General features: G+C 41.6%; 14 protein-coding genes. 8 read left to right on the top strand and 6 right to left on the bottom strand.

Annotated features, from left to right (window positions below; genetic code table 11):
• Positions 1–4: 4 nt before the first annotated feature.
• Entirely contained in the window at positions 5–784 is a 780-nt protein-coding gene (locus FTT77_RS11080; protein ID WP_180109257.1) for a DUF4184 family protein, read from the bottom strand.
• Positions 785–931: 147 nt separating this feature from the next.
• Between FTT77_RS11080 and znuD the strand changes: the two genes are divergently transcribed.
• Positions 932–3016 (top strand): zinc piracy TonB-dependent receptor ZnuD, encoded by a 2085-nt coding sequence (znuD, locus tag FTT77_RS11075; RefSeq protein ID WP_180109258.1) that lies wholly within the window; start codon positions 932–934, stop codon positions 3014–3016.
• A 109-nt stretch (positions 3017–3125) separates the two neighbouring features.
• The gene (locus FTT77_RS11070) at positions 3126–4592 is read left to right on the top strand and encodes a phospholipase D family protein (protein ID WP_180109259.1); all 1467 of its coding nucleotides are present in this window, start codon (positions 3126–3128) and stop codon (positions 4590–4592) included.
• A gap of 87 nt (positions 4593–4679) precedes the next feature.
• On the opposite strand, the gene FTT77_RS11065 is transcribed toward FTT77_RS11070, so the two are convergent.
• A complete protein-coding gene (locus FTT77_RS11065) occupies positions 4680–5138 on the bottom strand; it encodes a hypothetical protein (RefSeq protein ID WP_180022420.1) in 459 nt (152 codons plus the stop codon).
• Positions 5139–5321: 183 nt separating this feature from the next.
• Between FTT77_RS11065 and FTT77_RS11060 the strand changes: the two genes are divergently transcribed.
• On the top strand, positions 5322–5795 hold the full coding sequence (locus FTT77_RS11060) for an RcnB family protein (protein ID WP_373686709.1): 474 nt from the start codon (positions 5322–5324) through the stop codon (positions 5793–5795).
• A 68-nt stretch (positions 5796–5863) separates the two neighbouring features.
• On the opposite strand, the gene FTT77_RS11055 is transcribed toward FTT77_RS11060, so the two are convergent.
• Positions 5864–6361 (bottom strand): phosphate-starvation-inducible protein PsiE, encoded by a 498-nt coding sequence (locus FTT77_RS11055; protein WP_168378754.1) that lies wholly within the window; start codon positions 6359–6361, stop codon positions 5864–5866.
• Positions 6362–6531: 170 nt separating this feature from the next.
• On the opposite strand from FTT77_RS11055, the gene FTT77_RS11050 reads away from it, so the two are divergent.
• The gene (locus tag FTT77_RS11050) at positions 6532–7167 is read left to right on the top strand and encodes an FMN-binding negative transcriptional regulator (protein WP_180022436.1); all 636 of its coding nucleotides are present in this window, start codon (positions 6532–6534) and stop codon (positions 7165–7167) included.
• A 44-nt stretch (positions 7168–7211) separates the two neighbouring features.
• Here the strand turns inward: FTT77_RS11050 and FTT77_RS11045 are convergent, their stop codons facing one another.
• The 3 genes from FTT77_RS11045 to FTT77_RS11035 all read right to left on the bottom strand — a co-directional run bounded on the left by FTT77_RS11045 (position 7212) and on the right by FTT77_RS11035 (position 11936).
• Positions 7212–8993: an acyl-CoA dehydrogenase C-terminal domain-containing protein gene (locus FTT77_RS11045; protein WP_078194153.1), complete on the bottom strand. Its 1782-nt coding sequence runs from the start codon at positions 8991–8993 to the stop codon at positions 7212–7214.
• 193 nt (positions 8994–9186) lie between these two features.
• On the bottom strand, positions 9187–10989 hold the full coding sequence (locus tag FTT77_RS11040; RefSeq protein ID WP_180022419.1) for an acyl-CoA dehydrogenase C-terminal domain-containing protein: 1803 nt from the start codon (positions 10987–10989) through the stop codon (positions 9187–9189).
• Positions 10990–11306: 317 nt separating this feature from the next.
• Positions 11307–11936 carry a hypothetical protein gene (locus FTT77_RS11035; RefSeq protein WP_168378758.1) on the bottom strand — a complete coding sequence of 210 codons (630 nt, stop codon included), beginning with the start codon at positions 11934–11936 and terminating at the stop codon, positions 11307–11309.
• A 135-nt stretch (positions 11937–12071) separates the two neighbouring features.
• On the opposite strand from FTT77_RS11035, the gene baeS reads away from it, so the two are divergent.
• The 4 genes from baeS to FTT77_RS11015 all read left to right on the top strand — a co-directional run bounded on the left by baeS (position 12072) and on the right by FTT77_RS11015 (position 18090).
• Positions 12072–13748 carry a sensor histidine kinase efflux regulator BaeS gene (baeS, locus tag FTT77_RS11030; RefSeq protein WP_180109260.1) on the top strand — a complete coding sequence of 559 codons (1677 nt, stop codon included), beginning with the start codon at positions 12072–12074 and terminating at the stop codon, positions 13746–13748.
• Positions 13749–13760: 12 nt separating this feature from the next.
• Positions 13761–14447 (top strand): response regulator, encoded by a 687-nt coding sequence (locus FTT77_RS11025; RefSeq protein ID WP_111885370.1) that lies wholly within the window; start codon positions 13761–13763, stop codon positions 14445–14447.
• Positions 14448–14679: 232 nt separating this feature from the next.
• A complete protein-coding gene (locus FTT77_RS11020; RefSeq protein WP_180109261.1) occupies positions 14680–16377 on the top strand; it encodes a carboxypeptidase regulatory-like domain-containing protein in 1698 nt (565 codons plus the stop codon).
• Between the two features lie 357 nt (positions 16378–16734).
• Positions 16735–18090, top strand: a complete 1356-nt coding sequence (locus FTT77_RS11015; RefSeq protein WP_180022415.1) for an amino acid permease — start codon at positions 16735–16737, stop codon at positions 18088–18090.
• The last annotated feature ends 413 nt before the right edge of the window (positions 18091–18503 follow it).

Genomic DNA, 18503 nt, shown 5'->3' with positions numbered 1-18503 from the left:
GGGCTTAAGCCGATGACGTAGAAAAAATGTTAGTGCTCTTGCTTAAGATCAGAAATATCAGACTACCAAGGCTAAACGTGGCCAAAAATGCACGAAAAAAATAATTAATGGCTTTGCCGACATAGGCATACAGGTCATGCACAAAGGCATCTGAGTAAATACTGTCAGCAAAATAAAAATAACTTGCGATTCCCGCAGCTAGAGACAGGGCCGCTAAACCATATACATAGACTTTGATGGTTGTGGGGACGTTTACAGTACTTCGATAGTGAAGATGATGACGATAAATCATCCATGCCAAAACGGGGAGTGCCAAGCCAGATAATCCAATTTGCAACACGCGATGTAGGGGATATGAATGACCAAAAAATTGAATCGGTAGACTCAATAGATCCTTAAATGCAAAGGTACGAAAGTCAACATGGGTCAAGCCATCCCAAACAATATGCGTCGAAGTTCCAATGATGAGTGCGAGGATGAGGCTTAGGATAAACCCACAGCATTGATTGAAATTCTGTAGATGCAGCGGCTTATTTAAACCAAAAAAAGCAAATAACATCGGGCGATAAAGCACATACCACAGCACACAAAACAGCAGACCTAGGATTAAGTTTGGAACAATTAACCCCGACCATTGATGTGAACCTGCATAGTCAGCATTAGTAAATAAACGGAATAAATCCGGCACCATGCTACCAATTGCGAGTGCTGCAATAGACAGGCGGTTTCCGCTTAACTTGGAAATAGGCGGTGCGAGTACAGCATGGGATATGGTAAAAGGCATTGAACTAAAATAAATAAATGAATAAATACAATGTGGTATCAGTGAGTGTATATGATTTGGGTAGATTAGAATGTTTTTTATTGCAAAACAAATGAAATGTTATATTATAACATTATTCAAAAATAGCCTGATTTGAGTCTCTCCAACATGTCTTTTCATAAAAATTTAATAACTGTTTCGATTTTTGCAGTGATTGCACCCAACCTTTATGCCGATGACCCAGAACAACAGGTACAAAAGCTCGAAACCATTAATGTTCAGGTCCATCCCTTAAACCAAAGTGCGGCAGATTTTGCTGTTGCCGATAATGTCATTCAACATAAAGCCCTTGCACAAGGTGGCGTCACAATTGGTGATGCGCTAGCGGGACAGCCGGGTGTATATTCAAATCAGTTTGGTGCAGGTTCAAGTCGTCCTGTGCTGCGTGGTCAAGATGGCCCTCGTGTCAAAGTCTTAGAACATGCCTCAGAGACTGCAGATGTTTCGACCTTATCTCCTGACCATGCGGTTACGGTTGATCCGATTTTAGCAAAACAAATTGAAGTGATCCGTGGGCCATCAACGCTGTTATACGCGGCAGGCACAGTTGGCGGTTTGGTCAATGTGACGGATCAGAAAATTCCAACGGCGATTCCTGATAAAGGTTATGAAGGGCAAGTTGGGGTTCGTTATAACTCAGGCAGTGATGAAAAATTGGCGAGTGCCGGTGTGACGGCTGCTTTAGGTGAGCAATTTGCCATCCGTGTAGAAGGCTCGAAACGCAAAGCCAATGACTATATTGCACCCAATTATTTCCATGATCATGATGGTGAATTAGAAAAAGAACGCCGCGTTGGCAACACTTTTGCAGAAGGGCAAAATGTCAGTGTGGGCGCGTCATGGATTCATGATCGTGGTTTTGCTGGACTGTCTTATAGCAACCGTCAAGACCAATATGGCTTGCCGGGGCATAGTCATGAATATGAAAGCTGTCATCCACATGATGACCATTTACACTGTGATGGTCATGACAACCATGGGCATACCGATGAGCATGATCATTCAGCGCATGATGAACATGATCACGATCATGATGCCGCAGGCCCATGGGTTGATTTAAAGTCAGAACGTTATGATTTCCGTACCGAACTTGCGAATCCGTTTGCGGGCTTCCAAAAAATCCGTGCACATGCAAGTTATACCGATTATCAACATGATGAAATTGAAGGCGATACAGCGGCAACAACCTTTAAAAGTAAAGGTTACGATGGTCGTTTAGAGTTGGTGCATAACCCGATTGCGGATTGGGAAGGTGTGATAGGAGCACAATACAATCAGCAAAAGCTCAATATTAGTGGTGAAGAGTCACTGATGAATCCAAATAAAACCCAAAAATGGAGTGTGTTTGGTTTAGAGCATAAACAATTTGGTGATTTTCATGTCGAGCTGGGCGCCCGTGTAGATCAGCAGAAAATTCAAATCGATTCTGCACAAAAAGACTATGATGATTATGGCATCTCTTATTCAGGTGCTGTGAATTGGGCGTTTGCACCCAATTATAAATTGTCCTGGGTGGGTTCTCATCAAGAGCGGTTGCCATTGGCGCAAGAGCTGTATGCAGATGGCAAGCATTTTGCGACCAATACCTATGAACGTGGGAATGAAAATCTAGATGTTGAAAAATCCAATAATCTAGAATTAGGTTTCCATTATGAAAAAGATCAGTTGGATTATCACGTTCATGTGTACCACAACTGGTATGACAACTACATTTATGCCGCAACCAAAGATAATTTTGAAAACTTCCGCTTAGTTGATTACACCCAAGACAAAGCTAAGTTTTATGGCGCGGAAGCTCAAGTAGGCTATGCCATCAATGATATGTATAAACTCAGTGTCTTTGGTGATTATGTTCGCGGCAAAATTGATGGTGAAAATGCGCCACGTGTGCCTGCAGGGCGTTTAGGAACCAAGGTCGATGTTGACTTTGCCGATGGTTGGTCAGGTCTTGCAGAATATTCACATGTATTCAAACAAGACAAAATCACTGCATTTGAGCGTGAAACAGATGGCTACAATATGGTGAATTTGGGTGTGGCCTATAGTGGTCAATTGAAAGATCAAAATGATTATCGAGTCTATTTCAAAGCCAATAATTTATTGGATGAAGATGTTTACTCTCACACGTCATTCCTTGCCAATATTCCTCAAGTCGGTCGTAATTTTACGGTTGGTCTTGAATTTGGTTTCTAATTGAATTTGCACAGACTTTTCTAAGTAAGTCTAGGTAAAGTCACAGAAATCCTCTTGAAAAATCAATGAATAAAACCTAGTCTGAGCGCATTAGACTAGGTTTTTTCTTATGCGCATCATTCAACGAATACATCACAAGCTTAATTGGTCACGTCGTCGCTATGTGGGTGTGGTCATTGGTTTATTGGTTTTAGGTTATTTGGCATCGGCAACCTATCACACGCTAAAACCACTCCCTGAAGGGCTGAACTACACGGGAAAACTTCGCCATGCTGAAGTGAACTTTTTAGTAGATGAAACCTATATCGATGCGCAAGGAAAGCAGCAACAGGAACATCGCATTTTTAAAGAAATGCTGAAAATGATCGAAGAAGCACAGTCGACCATTGTGTTGGATATGTTTCTCTTTAATCCGCAAGTTGGCGACTCTCAATTAAAACATGAACAATTAACACAGGAGCTGACCGATGCGCTGATTTTGAAGCGTCGACTATCTCCTCAAGTGGAAATTTTTGTGATTACTGACCCTGTCAATTCGGTCTATGGCGGCATTCAACCCGAGCATTATCGTCAATTACGGCAAGGGGGGATTGAGTTGATGGAAACCAATTTGGCGCCGCTTCGTGCGTCCAATCCTGCATGGTCAGGTTTTTGGTATATCTGTTGTCAAGATATTGGCAATAATCCTGAAAAAGGCTGGTTACCGAACCCATTGGGAACCGAAAAGGTGACGATCCGCAGTTATATGGATCTTTTCAACTTTAAAGCCAATCATCGTAAAACCTTGGTGGTAGATACCGTTGAAGGTTGGAAAGGTTTGGTCACCTCTATGAATCCGCATGATGGTAGCTCACGACATTCTAATGTGGCCTTAACCGTCAAAGGCATGACCGCGATTGATCTGTTAAAAACCGAGCAAGCAGTCGGCATGATGTCGAATGGCAATATACCTTTTGTGGTGATTAAAGATGTTGAAGCTGCGAAAACTGAGCCTCAAGTACAGGTGCTGACTGAAAAAGCCATTTATGATGGCGTATTAGATATGATTAATACGGCACAAAAAGCGGGTACAGAAATTGATATTGCGATGTTCTACTTGTCAGAACGTAGAATTATCAAAGCACTCATAGCTGCGCATGAACGTGGCGTGAAAGTTCGTGTATTACTCGATCCGAATAAAGATGCTTTTGGTCGAACCAAAAATGGTATTCCAAACCGTCCTGTTGCTTCAGAACTACATAATGCCGGTATTGATGTACGTTGGTGTAATACCCAAGGTGAGCAGTGCCATAGCAAGATGATTTTAAAACGTACTGCTTATCAAGCCGATATGATTTTAGGTTCTGCCAATTTCACGGCGCGTAACTTGAAAAATTATAATTTAGAAACTGATTTACGCGTGATCGGTCTGAAAAATGCTCAAGTTTTTAAAGATGCATCACAGTACTTTAATACCGCTTGGTCAAATCTGGATGGTAAACAAATGAGTGTCGATTATAGTAAATATGCGGATGAATCGACCTTGAAATATGTGTTGTATCGCTTTATGGAATGGAGCGGAATATCTACTTTTTAGAATTGTCTTAATCTCCCAAATCCCTCTTTTGAAAAGAGGGACTTTCCTCCCTTTTTTAAAGGGAGGTTAGGAGGAATTTAATCAGTTTTAATTCTTCGGTACAGGATTTGGCGGAACGATTTGATCTAAATCTTTATCTGACATTTGATCCAATTCTTTAATATCTGTTTTGATTTTCCATTTATCGGCATCATCTACTGGTTGTGGCAAACGAGCTTCTAACCAGTCACAGATGACATCTGGTGGAAAATCGGCGTGGTTACATTGAATCACCCAAGACAAGAATTGTTTTGCTTCGCCATTCATATATGGTGGCGGAGAAACCGGTAAAAATTGAGTCGGTAAGCGTTCATTTTTAGAAATATAGTTCAATACATGGCCCAATTCTTGAACAGTTTGCCATGCTAAAGGGTGATCTACATTAATTTGAAATTTAAACCACCAAGCAGTTTTACCATCGGTGCCGTAGGAGTCGATTAAGGCTTCTTGGATACTTGGTACTTTCGAAAAAAATTGATGAAGTCGGTCAAAACTTAATTCAGACACAGCATTTGATCCACTACGAAATAAAATCAATCTTAGCATAATCCAATGAAAAACAGGCTAGCTTGAAGGTGCGATCAGCTTGGTCGGAAAATTAACAAATTCTTGCATTTGATGGATTTTTATTCATTTTTTCTCCTAAAATGGGTTTTATACTTAATCTATATACCGTGAAGGAGAGCTTGAGTGAAAGCAACATTATTCTATGCAATGGCAGGTGTGATGCTGATAATGACTTCAGCCAGTACTTTTGCGGAAAACAAATGGTCAAACTATCAAGGTGTGGATACCACTAAGCGTCCACCTACTATGAATCGGCCTGGTTATCCCCAACATGGTCAAAGCTATCCACAGCATGCTCCCAATTACCCGCAGCATTACCCGAACTATCCTCATCGCCCTCAATATCCCAATTATCCAAACCGTCCATATCCATCACAGGTGCAAAATGGCATAAGTATTCAATATCAAGCACCGACTACGATTATCCAAAATTCACAAAGTTATAGCTGGGTAAATGGTGATCCTGCCAGCGCGAGTATTTCCAGTTCAACCTATACTTTTATCAGTGATTGGCAGCGTTTAGGTTTACCAGCACCACCCAATGGAATGTACTGGATTTTTGAAAATGGTCGCTATGTATTGGTGCCTAATCGATAAGGTTTATAACCTCTCTCTTGCGTAGTAGTGCTACTCGTCTCCTAAAAGGAGAAGGAACGAATTAGTGTTTAAGCCAATTCATCATCTTGCGGACGTGGGGTTTTTCCTTCAGGTAATGGCTTCTCGGAATGCTTATCTCGAATAACCGAAGGGTAAGTCCAAGAGGCAAAGCGCACAATCAAAATGGCCACAGCTAAAATTAGAATCGAACCTGTAGTAATGACCAAGCCCATATCTGCTTTATGGTCGTGTTGAATGTCCGAAATCAGTAAACGGGTCAGGGCAGTAATAGCAATATAAATCAGGAAGCGAACAGGCATGTGGTTGGTTTTAAAATAAATACCAACCATGGCACCGAGTTCGAGGTAAATAAACAATAATAAAATATCGTCAATCGTGGCGAATTGTTTAACTGTAATAATTTCAAAAATGGTATGACCCGCAGACCATAAGATCATACAGCCGATGACAAACAGCGCAAGATAATGAAAACCTTCCACAGCAAGGTTGCCAAATCGGTCGAGGAGGGCTTCGATTTTTTCTACTTTAGGATCACGGTGTGTCATATATATTCCTCCTGTGTAAATTGCGTGAATATTCAATCAAGAACAAGTCATTAAATACCAAGCAAATTTCATGCACATGAAGCGCATATGACAAAAATATTTTTTAGGTTTAATAAAGTTTTTAATGTTAAGTTTGAGCTTAAATTTTGTCCTATAAGAATGAAGCGACGATGTATCAACCAACGCATTTTAAACAGAATGAACTCCTTGATCTGATTGATCTTATGCGTAAGCATGCTTTGGCGACAGTAATACTGACGGCACCCAATGGTGAGTTGGAAGTGAATCATTTACCACTAGAATATGACACTGAGTCAGGCGAATTGGGTATATTGCGCGGTCATATTGCCAAGACCAATCCAATGTTTGAATTGCTAAATCAGTCAGCGCACGCCTATGTGATTTTTCATGCCGATGATGCATATATTTCGCCTAGCTGGTATGAAGGAAAACAGGAGCATCATCGCGTTGTACCGACATGGAATTACCGTGTGGTGCATGTCAAAGGCACAATTCGTAAAGTTGACGATGAAAAATATTTACGAGGGGTTCTGGCTCGGTTGACTCGACAACATGAAGCTAGCCAACCCGTGCCGTGGAAAATGGGCGATGCGCCTAATGATTTTATTGCTGAACAGTTAGAGAAAATTGTGGCGATTGAAGTCGATATCCAGTCGATGATCGGGAAATTTAAAGTCAGTCAAAACCGAAGTGCTGTAGATGCGATGAATGTGGCAAAAGCTTTGGAAAATGCGAATTCTGAAATGGCTAGGTCAGTCAGGAAATATTATCACTACAATGAATAAAAAAATGCCCGATAAATCGGGCATTTTTGATTTTGTGCGACTAATTAAGCTTGGTTGGTAAAGTAATCTTCAGAGAAGTTCATGATCACTTCAGAACCTGCTTTCACTTTAGCAATGCGTAAAGCCAATTCAGGCAAAATACGCTGCGTGAAGTAAAGAGTTAGTGCAAGTTTGTTTTGGTAGAACTCGCCATCTTTGTCTTTTGCTGCATCTGCAATGCGGGCAAACATATAGGCAAAGCTGAGTAGGCCTACAGCATGTAAGTAATCAACTGCTGCTGAGTTCGGGAATTCAATGTTTTCACGAGCAGCTTCAAGTACATATTGAGTCACAGCTTCAACTTCAGCTGCTGCATCTAATGTTGCATCTTTGATGTAGTTCAAGCTGGCATCTAAATTATTGGCAAAATCACGGATTTCTTGGATATATTCAGCAATGAATTCACCATTGCACTTAATGGTTTTTCGACCAATTAAGTCTTGCGATTGAACACCGTTGGTCCCTTCGTAAATCTGTGCAATACGGAGGTCACGGATACATTGTTCCATACCCCATTCACGAATAAAGCCATGACCACCGAAGACCATTTGCGCATCGAGTGTTGCTTGGAAAGCTGTATCAGTTAAATACGCTTTCGCAATCGGTGTTAATAGCGCAACACGGTTATTGGCTGCTTTGACTGCTTCTGGGTCAGTAGAGAACTTAGTAATGTCCAGTTGTTGACCCACATAAACCGCAAATGCACGAGACGCTTCATTGTTGGCACGTGCATTCAACAACATACGACGTACATCACCATGAACTAAGATGCTGTCTGCAGGTTTTGCAGGCGATTGAACGCCAGAAGCGCTACGGCCTTGTAAACGATCAGTCGCATATTGCGCTGCATTTTGATAAGCAAATTCAGAAGCACCTAGGCCTTGAATACCCATAGACAGACGTTCGTAGTTCATCATGACGAACATCGCTGCAAGGCCTTCATTTTCTTTACCAACCAGGTAGCCTTTCGCGCCATCAAAGTTCATCACACATGTTGCAGACGCTTTGATCCCCATTTTATGTTCAATAGAACCAGGGCCTACAGCATTACGCTCTCCCAATGAACCATCTGCATTCACCAAGAATTTAGGTACGATGAATAGTGAAATTCCGCGTGAGCCCGCAGGCGCATCAGGCGTTTTCGCTAAAACTAAGTGGATGATATTTTCAGAAAGGTCGTGGTCACCGCCAGTGATGAAGATTTTCGTACCAGTAATGTTATAAGTACCGTCTTCATTACGTTCAGCTTTAGTTTTGATAATACCTAAATCTGTACCTGCATGCGGTTCAGTTAAGCACATCGTGCCTGACCATTCGCCTGTATACATTTTTGGCAAATAAGTTTCTTTTTGCTCTTGTGATGCATAGCTGTTTAATGCCATGCCTGCACCTACAGAAAGAAGCGGGTAGAGCATGAATGATGGGTTGGTTGCAAACAGCATTTCGTCAGACAGAACAGTCAGCATTTTTGGCATGCCTTGACCGCCCCATTCTTCGTCTGCGCCTAGACCAATCCAGCCGCCTTCTGCATATTGTTTAAATGCTTCTTTAAAACCAGCAGGAGTCGTGACATTGCCATTGCTATAGGTTGCGCCTTCTTCATCACCTGTGCGGTTTAAAGGGTGAGTGACGTTTTGCGCAAATTTTGCCATTTCTTCAAGAATGGCTTCTGCAGTTGCAGCATCAACGTGAGCAAGATTTTCGTTGTTTTGCCAGAATTGTTCTGCTTTAAAAACATCATTTAAGATGAATTTCATATCTGCAAGCGGCGCATTATAAATTGGCATGTTCGTTCACCTGTTTATTGTTTGAATCTGTGGACTTGGGGCAATTTGTATCGACACAAAACGTGGAGAAAATTGACCAAAGTAAAATTATGGGACTATTTATAAAGAAAAAGGACTGCCAATGCTATGACCGTCCTTTCTCTATTTCTGCACTCAAGAGTACAATTTTTTGAATATGTTTTAGATATTCACATTAGAATGCAAAGTGTTCTGCATCCAATGCCATAAGAGGATCTAGGCCACCTGCGATCACTTCTACATGAGAGCGAACGCGCGGTAAGATTTTCTTGAAGTAGAAGCGAGCAGTCGTTACTTTCGCATTGTAGAAATCAACATCTGTTGTTCCTGCAGCTAAAGTTTCTTGTGCAACTAACGCCATACGAGCCCATAGGTAAGCAAGCGTTACATAACCAGAGAAGTACAGGTAATCGACCGCAGCAGCACCCACTTCTTCTGGGTTTTGCATTGCTTTCATACCAATCTGCATAGTTAGGTCGCCCCATTCTTTGTTTAGCGCAGCAAGCGGCTCAACAAATTCTTTCATAGCAGCGTTGTCTTTGTTGGCTTCAACAAATTTATGGATGATCTTGGTGAAGTCTTTCAACATTGCACCTTGAGTACCCAATACTTTACGGCCTAACAAGTCAATCGCTTGAATTTCAGTCGTACCTTCGTATAAGCAAGAGATACGTGTATCACGTACGATTTGCTCCATACCGTGTTCTGAAATGAAACCATGACCGCCGAATACTTGAACACCGTGCTTCGCAGATTCAGAACCTGTTTCAGTTAAGAATGCTTTAGCAATTGGTGTTAATAGAGACAAGATGTTGTCAGAGAATTTACGTTCTTCTTCAGTTGCACCTTGTTCCACGATATCGGCATGGAAAGACAATAAGTAAACCAGAGCACGGCCAGCTTCAGCAAATGATTTTTGCGTCATGAGCATGTTGCGTACAGCAGGGTGAACGATAATTGGATCTGCTTCTTTTTCAGGTGCTTTAGGGCCTGAAAGTGAACGCATTGCCAAACGGTCTTTTGCGTAAGCAAGTGCACCTTGGAAAGCGCCTTCAGAAGCTGAAAGACCTTGTACAGCAGTACCGATACGTGCAGTGTTCATGAATGTGAACATGCAGTTTAGACCGCGGTTTTCAGGGCCAATCAAGAAGCCTTTTGCGTTATCAAAGTTGATGACACAAGTCGCGTTACCATGGATACCCATTTTGTGTTCAATCGAACCACAACGTACCGCATTGCGCTCACCAATTGAGCCATCAGCATTTACATTGAATTTAGGTACGATGAATAATGAAATACCTTTCGTGCCTTTTGGTGCACCTGGAAGACGAGCAAGTACGATATGGATGATGTTTTCAGCCATGTCGTGTTCACCAGCAGAGATAAAGATTTTCTCGCCAGAAATTGCATAGCTACCGTCTGCTTGTGGTTCAGCTTTAGAGCGGATAATACCTAAGTCAGAACCTGCATGAGATTCTGTTAAGCACATCGTACCAGTCCATTCACCTGAAACAAGTTTAGGAAGGTAAGTGTCTTTTTGTTCTTGTGAACCGTGGTGTTCTAAAGTACGTACAGCACCATGAGATAGACCAGGATACATACCCCAAGCCCAGTTCGACGTACCCACCATTTCTGAAATGATGTTACCTAGTGAAACAGGTAGACCTTGACCGCCATACTGTTCTTCAGCAGACAAAGACGGGAAACCAAGTTCGATATATTTTTGATACGCTTCTTTAAAACCAGTTGGTGTTGTTACAACGCCATCATTCCAAGTACAACCTTCACGGTCGCCCACTTGGTTAAGAGGAGAAAGTTCATTTTCACAGAAGTCAGCAGCAGCTTCTAGATATTGGTCAACCAACTCACGGCTTACGGTATCAGAAAATGCAGGCAATTGTGCATAGTGATCTTCTGCTTTTAAAAGTTCATGCAGAACAAATTGCATATCACGTAAGGGCGCTTTGTATTGTGGCATATCGTTTTCCTCAATACTGGTTTCTACCAGCGTTAGTAATCCTAAATAAACATTTGAACGTGTCTTCAATGACACGTATTGGAATGGTTCTAATCGTGCAACATCTTCTTATTGGGTACAAGCATTTCAGGGCTATTTGTTGGTGACTGTAAAGTCAAAGAAATATCCCTTGAAAATGCTAAGTGCATTGAGTGTAAACACTTTTGGCTGAAAATGAATGACACAAATAGTCAAAAAGCGTAAAAAGATATGTCCAATAAAAAGGCACTCATGGGAGTGCCTTTTTATACTCAATGATATTGCGAGCTAACTTTGACTTATTTTACTGGTGCTGGCGTCGGGGCAACAGGGGCTTTAGGTTGGAAGCGAACTTCACATTTACCATTGATTTGCTGTTCGCCAACTTTAATCGCAACCGCGCTACCATCAGTCTTGCCTTGGCATGCTTTCATAATCGCTTGTTGCTTCGCTTGGCGTTCTGCTAAACGCTGATCAAATTGTTTAGTCAGCTCTGCACGTTTTGCATCAGTCAGTGGCTCACCGCGTTGCATCTGACCACGCATGTCGCCATGCATTGGACGATGTTCACCGCGCATTGGTTTGTGTTCACCACGTGCTTTTTTCATGTCTTGACGGTCTGCGTTGAACACCATGGTACATGTACCATCAATGCTTTTATCGCCAGCTTTTACTTGAACTGTTGAACCTGTAGTCTTGCCATCACAGGCTTTTTGCATCTCTGCAAACACTTGACGTTGCTCTGCACGCATTTGTTTGAAATGTTCACGTTGCTCAGGTGACATACGACGATCTTGATCACTATGATGTTGTTTCATCATACGGCCATGATCGTTATCTTTTGGTGCGGTTGTTGATTGACAAGCCGTCAATGCACCCATGCTCAATACGCTTGCACCGATTAAAGCCATTTTGGTCATTTGTTTCATAGTCTATACCCCACCAGATTAGATATTTTTTTCGATGGTTAAAGATTAAATAATAAAGATGTAGAAACAATGGAGAGTTTTTTAGTTGCGTGTTCGCTACAATAATGAATATAGAAGAAAAATGAGAGTTCTCTTTTGAAAATACGTCGTATCCCGATTGCCCTACGCTTGTTTCTGACTGTGCTGTTGACGACGCTCGTCATCACAACGGTAAGTTTAGGCGTGTTGCATTGGAATATGCAGCGTAATTTCACTAAATATGTAGCCGATGTCGAGATGCAAAAGCTTGACCATGTCATTGAAAATTTAGCCGATGTGTATACGGTTTATCATGATTGGGGCAATGCGATTCAGGCGCAGATTTTGCAAATTGAAGGGCAGGCAGCACCCGATGACTATGATCGTCTCTCTCGGTGGTGGCTACGTCGTCAATATGACATTGCATTGCAGCAGCGCTATTTCCAAGATCATAGTTTGAATGCAACGTCGATGTTGGCGACACCGCAGCAAACGGCGGAACAAAAAACTGAAGAGCTGAAATGGCTGGAACAAAATTTACCGTCTGAGTTTCAACCCTTTGAAGGTTTAAAATTTCCTTTAAGCGCGAATCAAAATGTGTTCCGCCCCAAAGAAGCGAACGCGGATGAAAAAGATAAAGATACAGGTCAATCATCTCAAAACAATACCAACAATGGTGGTAAAAAACAGTTTATCCAAATGCCTGACCGCTTGGGCTTGAGTTCGCGTTTATCTTTATATGATGCACAGCGCCAATTTGTCGTGGGTGAACCGACAGATGAACAGATTTCTTATCGTCCGATTATGGTGAATAATCAAATCGTGGGGTATCTAGGACTCAAACCTGTACTCGAGCAAGATGATGCGATCAGTATTAACTTTTTTAGTAAGCAAAAACGTTATTTATTATTGGTTTATGTGCTTAGTTTTATTGCGAGTTTAATTGCAGCATTGTTATTGGCAACATACTTTAAAAAACCGATTCAGCGTTTGTTAATGGGAACACGTGAATTAACCAAGGGTAATTATCAACATCAAGTTGCAGTGAACCGTAATGATGAGCTTGGTGATTTATCGAATGAATTGAATCAGTTGGCCGTAATTCTCGATCAGCATGAAACGTCACGTCGTCAATGGGTGGCTGATACTTCACATGAATTAAAAACGCCATTGGCCGTGTTACAGGCACAGATTGAAGCGATGCAAGATGGCATCCGCAAACCAACGCCAGAGCATTTTACTTCGATGCTCAATCAAGTCAGTAGTTTGAAAAAATTGACCAAAGATTTGGCAGATTTGGCGCAAGCCGATGCACAGCAATTAAATTGTTATTTGACCACGCTCAATCCGTGGGATGTCGTTGTGCAGGAAGTTGAAAGCTTTAAGCCGAAGTTTGAGCAAGCAGATTTGAAAATTACCGCAATGGGCGAAGGGACTTCATTACAATTAGATATAGACCGTTTTAAACAGATTATGGTCAACTTATTGGGTAACAGTATTCGTTATACGGAAGCTGGTGGTGAAGTGCATGTTCATACTGAGCAAGATGAAACCCAGTGGACCGTGTATGTTGATGATAGCCCATTTGGTTTAACTGATGAACAGTTGGCACGTTTAGGTGAGCGTTTCTATCGTGTGGATGATTCACGTACGCGTGCAACTGGTGGTACAGGATTAGGATTGGCGTTATCCGTAAAAATAGCTAGAGCATTGGGTGGAGAGTTGAGTTTTGATCATTCTCCATTGGGCGGTTTGCGTTGCAAATTGACATTTCCCAAACAGATGAAATATTAAAAGGAAGCATGCATGAAACATATCATGTTGGTTGAAGATGAAGTGGAACTTGCACAGCTAGTGCGTGATTATCTAGAGGCTGCAGGCTTTGAAGTCAGCATGTTTCATGATGGTCAAGAAGCCTATGAAAGCTTCACACAACGTAAGCCGAGTCTAATGATTTTGGACCTAATGGTGCCCCGTATGGATGGCTTAACCATTTGCCGTAAAGTCCGTGAGCAGTCTGATTTGCCGATTATTATGGTGACTGCACGCACTGAAGAAATTGACCGTGTATTGGGGCTTAATATGGGTGCTGACGATTATGTCTGCAAACCGTTTAGTCCGAAAGAATTGGTGGCACGTGTGCAAGCAGTATTACGTCGTTTAGAACGTAAAGCAGAGCCAGAGGTGAATGATTTATTCCGTATGGACAAAGCACAGCAACGCATTTGGTATCAACAAAAAGCGTTGAGCTTAACGCCAACAGAGTTTCGTTTACTAGAGTTGTTTTTAGAGCATGTAGGGCAGGTGTATTCACGTGCGCAATTGCTTGATCATATTAACCCAGACAGTTTTGAAGTGGCTGACCGTGTCATTGATAGTCATATTAAAAATTTACGTCGTAAGATTTCAGATGCAGCGGAAACCGGCAACCGTCATGAGTGGATTCAAGCCGTGTATGGCGTTGGTTATCGTTTTGAATATCCAGAAGATTAAAATAGATTGTAAATACTATAAGGACAGGCTTCGGCCTGTTTTTTTGTACATACCTAGCTAAATTAATTTTAAAAACAAGAAAAACAAAGCAATAAAAACATAAAATGTGAAATTTGCGCATTTAGTGGAAATTGGGTATTATTTTGCTTGAATATTGACCAGTATGTTTGGGCTGGCAGAGTTCAATGTAGAGATAACAATTTTAAAAATGGAAAATTAGAGGGCAGAACAGATGAAAAATATAGCATTTGCAAAAATAATAATGGTCACGGGTGTCTTGGGTTTAACGGCATGTGGTGGTAGTGATCGTGATGAGACAGGAAGCGTACCGTCAGAGCCAGTTGCCGATGCCATGGTACAAAAAAGTGTAGAAGAGCTGACGCTGTTGGATGTAAATAATCTTGCATTAAATGCTGCGTCGATTCAGATTTTAAGTGATGAAGAGTGGCAGAAGGTACAAGCAGGTAGTTTGAAAGCGACAATAAATGAAATCACAGCAGATGATTCTGAACAGTTATTTCCACCGATTAATAGTTTACCGACAGCGACTCATTTTAAAGGTCAAAGTTACCTTGCGAATGCTCAAGGCATCGTTAAACTGCCTAAATTGGCTGCAGGCACATATTATGTTTTGGTCACTAAAAATGGACAGTCTGCAGTTTCGGCATTCTTGATCCATCCTAAAAATACCAATAAGAGCATTGTGTTGAATGTGGTTCTCAACTGCTTAGATCAAGACTGTCAGACACTAAGTGATGCACCAGTCAATGATGCAGTGGTCGGAACATTGTCTGGTCAAGTGATTTTTAAAGGGAAACCTTTGGCGAATGCGCAAGTGTCATTGTCTGGCGGTACAGCGACCAATGGCGCATTTGTTAGTGCTTTGACTGATGCCAATGGATATTTCACGCTTTCATTTAATGTGAGCAATGATCTGCTTGAAGCATTGAAAAATGCCACGCTCACCATTAACGGTGCAGGAATTAACACTATTACGAAAAAAGTTATGGTCATTGCTTCTTCTGCATCGGGCTATCAATTTGAAGTGCTGCCTGAAACAGCATCTGTAGATGCGGTATGGCGTGAAACTTTTGAAGCGGATTCTGCTACTCGCAATGCATGGACAAGGTCGCAGCCAAGTGTGGCTAATGTCGATTGGCAGTTGCTAAACAAAGGTCACAACATTCGTAATAATCAAGTAAATCAGCGTGTGCGCTTAGCGCCGAATGATCAGAGCCAAGGCAAGGTGCCTGAGCCACTGCAAGGTAATACGGCATATTGGTATGGTGACAAAGTAAATGGCAACTTTATTGGTGCTTTAAGTGATTCATCTACGGCTCCAGAGTTTGATGGCGGCACCTCGCAGTATGACAATAGGGGTGAATTGATTTCACCTTCCATTAATCTAAGCCAGTATCAGGCGCCTTTGAGTTTAAGCTTTAAAACATGGTGGGAAATTGAGTCGGTCAATCCAAATAATCAGGGATTCGATTTGATGAATATTTTAGTTTCTACCGACGGCGGTAACAGCTTCAAGACTTTGGCTCGATTAAACCCGCTGGCAGATCCATCCTCGGCATATGAGCGCGCGCCGATTCCATACAGTAATTTAGGCTTTAACCTCGCACCGGCTGCTGTTCAGCAAGAAGCAATTTCATTAGATGAATATGCAGGCAAGGCCAATGTTCAGCTGAAATTCCAATTCAGAACAGTCGATCAACTTTATAACGGTTTCCGCGGTTGGATGATTGATGATGTGGTGATTCAGAAAAAAGCCGGTACTTTCCCATTATTTGATGGTGCGAGTTTTGATGAAAATTCAGATAGTTTCTCTCAGGACTATAGTGGCGTCGCTGCAAAACAAGCGGACACTGTGCTGAAAAGCACGAAGAGTTATGCACGGTGGGCTGAAGTTCCACAGCGTAAATAACGATTTACATGGTGGTGCAGTATGAATGGTTAGAATAGGTTTAGACGTACTGTATTCACTATCAATCATCCATCAAGTGAAGTGAATGCTAAAAAGCAGCTCTCTATTGAGGGCTGTTTATATTTAAAGGGACAATATATTCAGCCACTTAAGTATGCTGGCAGCTAAATTTTCTGGCTGTTCTAATAGAACCATATGGCCTATATTGTCCATCCTATCAAGTTGACTATGTGCTATAGATTGATGCAGCTCACGCACTGTATTCCATAATGATTCATACAGAAATGATTTGCGAATATTTGGCTGCAAAGAGCTGCACAGGCTACAATCCACTTTTTTATAAGATGAGAACGTGTTGTGAGCAGCGAAATGCCTCAATTGCAGCGCCGATTAAAGAACCGTCATATTCAGCTGATTGCAATGGGTGGCGCAATCGGGACAGGGCTATTTTTAGGCTCTGCGCATATTATTGAGTCGGCTGGACCATCGATAATTCTGGGCTATTTGATTGGTGGTTTGATTGCTTTTCTGATTATGCGCCAGTTGGGCGAGATGATTGTACAAGAGCCAGTCACAGGTTCATTCAGTCATTTTGCTTTTAAGTATTGGGGCAAGTTTGCGGGCTTTTTAACGGGCTGGAACTACTGGATTCTGTATATTTTAGTAGTGATGACCGAGCTGACCGCGATAGGCAAATATGTCAATTACTGGTGGCCGCATGTGCCTGCTTGGGTTTCAGTTTTGGTGTTTTTTGCTGTGATTACGCTAGCCAATTTAGCCAATGTCAAACTGTATGCAGAATCTGAATTTTGGCTGTCGATGATTAAAGTTGTGGCGATTGTTGCCATGATTATTTTTGGTATATATCTGCTACTTACAGCAGGCGCAGACTCTACCGCTTCGATTAGTAATTTATGGGTACATGGCGGCTTCTTCCCGCACGGTTTTGAAGGCTTATTCTACATGCTAGCCTTTATGATGTTTGCTTTTGGCGGCATTGAATTAATCAGCATGGCGGCGGCTGAAACTGAAAATCCTGATCAAAATATCCCGAAAGCGGTGAATCAGACCGTGATCCGCGTGTTCTTATTTTATATCTGTTCCTTGGCGGTACTGCTGTCGCTGGTGCCGTGGAATCAGTTGAAACTTGGCGGTTTGGATCATAGTCCTTTTGTGATGATTTTTAATCAGATGGGGATTGATTGGGCGGCACATTTGCTGAACTTTATTATTTTGACTGCATCCGTTTCGGTCTGTAATAGCGGCATGTATGCCAATAGCCGCATGCTGCTCGGTTTGGCAGAACAGGGCAATGCGCCAAAAACGTTTAAACAGGTAAATAAACACGGCACGCCGATTGCCGCGGTTTTATTTTCTGCTTTGCTGATTTTTGGTTGCGTGCTGCTGAATTATTTCTTGCCTGAAAAAGCCTTAAGTTACCTGATTTATATCGTGGTGAGTGCTGCGGTGCTGAATTGGATGTTAATCAGCTTGATTCATTTGAAGTTTAGAAAAGCGATGCAGCAGCAGGGTATACAGACCAAGTTTCCTGCTTTATTTGCACCGTTTACCAACTACTTTGTCTTAGTGTTCATGCTGATGATTTTGTACATCATGTGGAATCAGGGCTTTATGCTATCGGTGTTGATGCAGCCGCTATGGATTTTACTGCTGTATGTGCTGTTTAAAGTGATGCAAGCAAAGAAGGTTTAATACCATGAAGGCTTAGGGAAGAGCCTTTTGAAGTTTTAAATTCTTGGTTTAAAGTTGTTTAACAACGATTTTGAAAGAGTTTTATTAAATTGCTTGAATTAATAATTTGGTTTATTTAAGTAATTAAAATGTAAGTTAAAATATGTGATTTGTGTTGATTTTAGAATCAATAAATTTCATTTATTTTCTTGAATGATAAGTAAAATGAATAATTTATCAATTAACTCTCCTAATTCTCGCTGGGTTAAATCTTAGTTTTACTTTGGTTGCTTTAAGTTTCTTTGGGCTATCAAAGGAGCTTGCTTTAGCAGGAGTTTCAAGTACTTTAGGATTCTTATGTTTTTGGTGTCTGTGGAGTCAAATGACGGGGGGAATCTATCAAGAATTTTTTAAAGTGGATGATCAAGTGGCGA

The sequence above is a fragment of the Acinetobacter sp. YH01010 genome, from assembly GCF_013420775.1.
In the GTDB taxonomy this organism is placed as follows: domain Bacteria; phylum Pseudomonadota; class Gammaproteobacteria; order Pseudomonadales; family Moraxellaceae; genus Acinetobacter; species Acinetobacter amyesii.
This window is presented reverse-complemented; position numbering and strand designations above follow the sequence as displayed.

Coding starts and splice junctions, on each gene's coding strand:
- FTT77_RS11055 (WP_168378754.1), bottom strand. CDS start 6,361: ATGACACACCGTGATCCTAAAGTAGAAAAAATCGAAGCCCTCCTCGAC.
- FTT77_RS11070 (WP_180109259.1), top strand. CDS start 3,126: ATGCGCATCATTCAACGAATACATCACAAGCTTAATTGGTCACGTCGT.
- FTT77_RS11080 (WP_180109257.1), bottom strand. CDS start 784: ATGCCTTTTACCATATCCCATGCTGTACTCGCACCGCCTATTTCCAAG.
- FTT77_RS11050 (WP_180022436.1), top strand. CDS start 6,532: ATGTATCAACCAACGCATTTTAAACAGAATGAACTCCTTGATCTGATT.
- FTT77_RS11035 (WP_168378758.1), bottom strand. CDS start 11,936: ATGAAACAAATGACCAAAATGGCTTTAATCGGTGCAAGCGTATTGAGC.
- FTT77_RS11045 (WP_078194153.1), bottom strand. CDS start 8,993: ATGCCAATTTATAATGCGCCGCTTGCAGATATGAAATTCATCTTAAAT.
- FTT77_RS11025 (WP_111885370.1), top strand. CDS start 13,761: ATGAAACATATCATGTTGGTTGAAGATGAAGTGGAACTTGCACAGCTA.
- znuD (WP_180109258.1), top strand. CDS start 932: ATGTCTTTTCATAAAAATTTAATAACTGTTTCGATTTTTGCAGTGATT.
- FTT77_RS11020 (WP_180109261.1), top strand. CDS start 14,680: ATGAAAAATATAGCATTTGCAAAAATAATAATGGTCACGGGTGTCTTG.
- FTT77_RS11040 (WP_180022419.1), bottom strand. CDS start 10,989: ATGCCACAATACAAAGCGCCCTTACGTGATATGCAATTTGTTCTGCAT.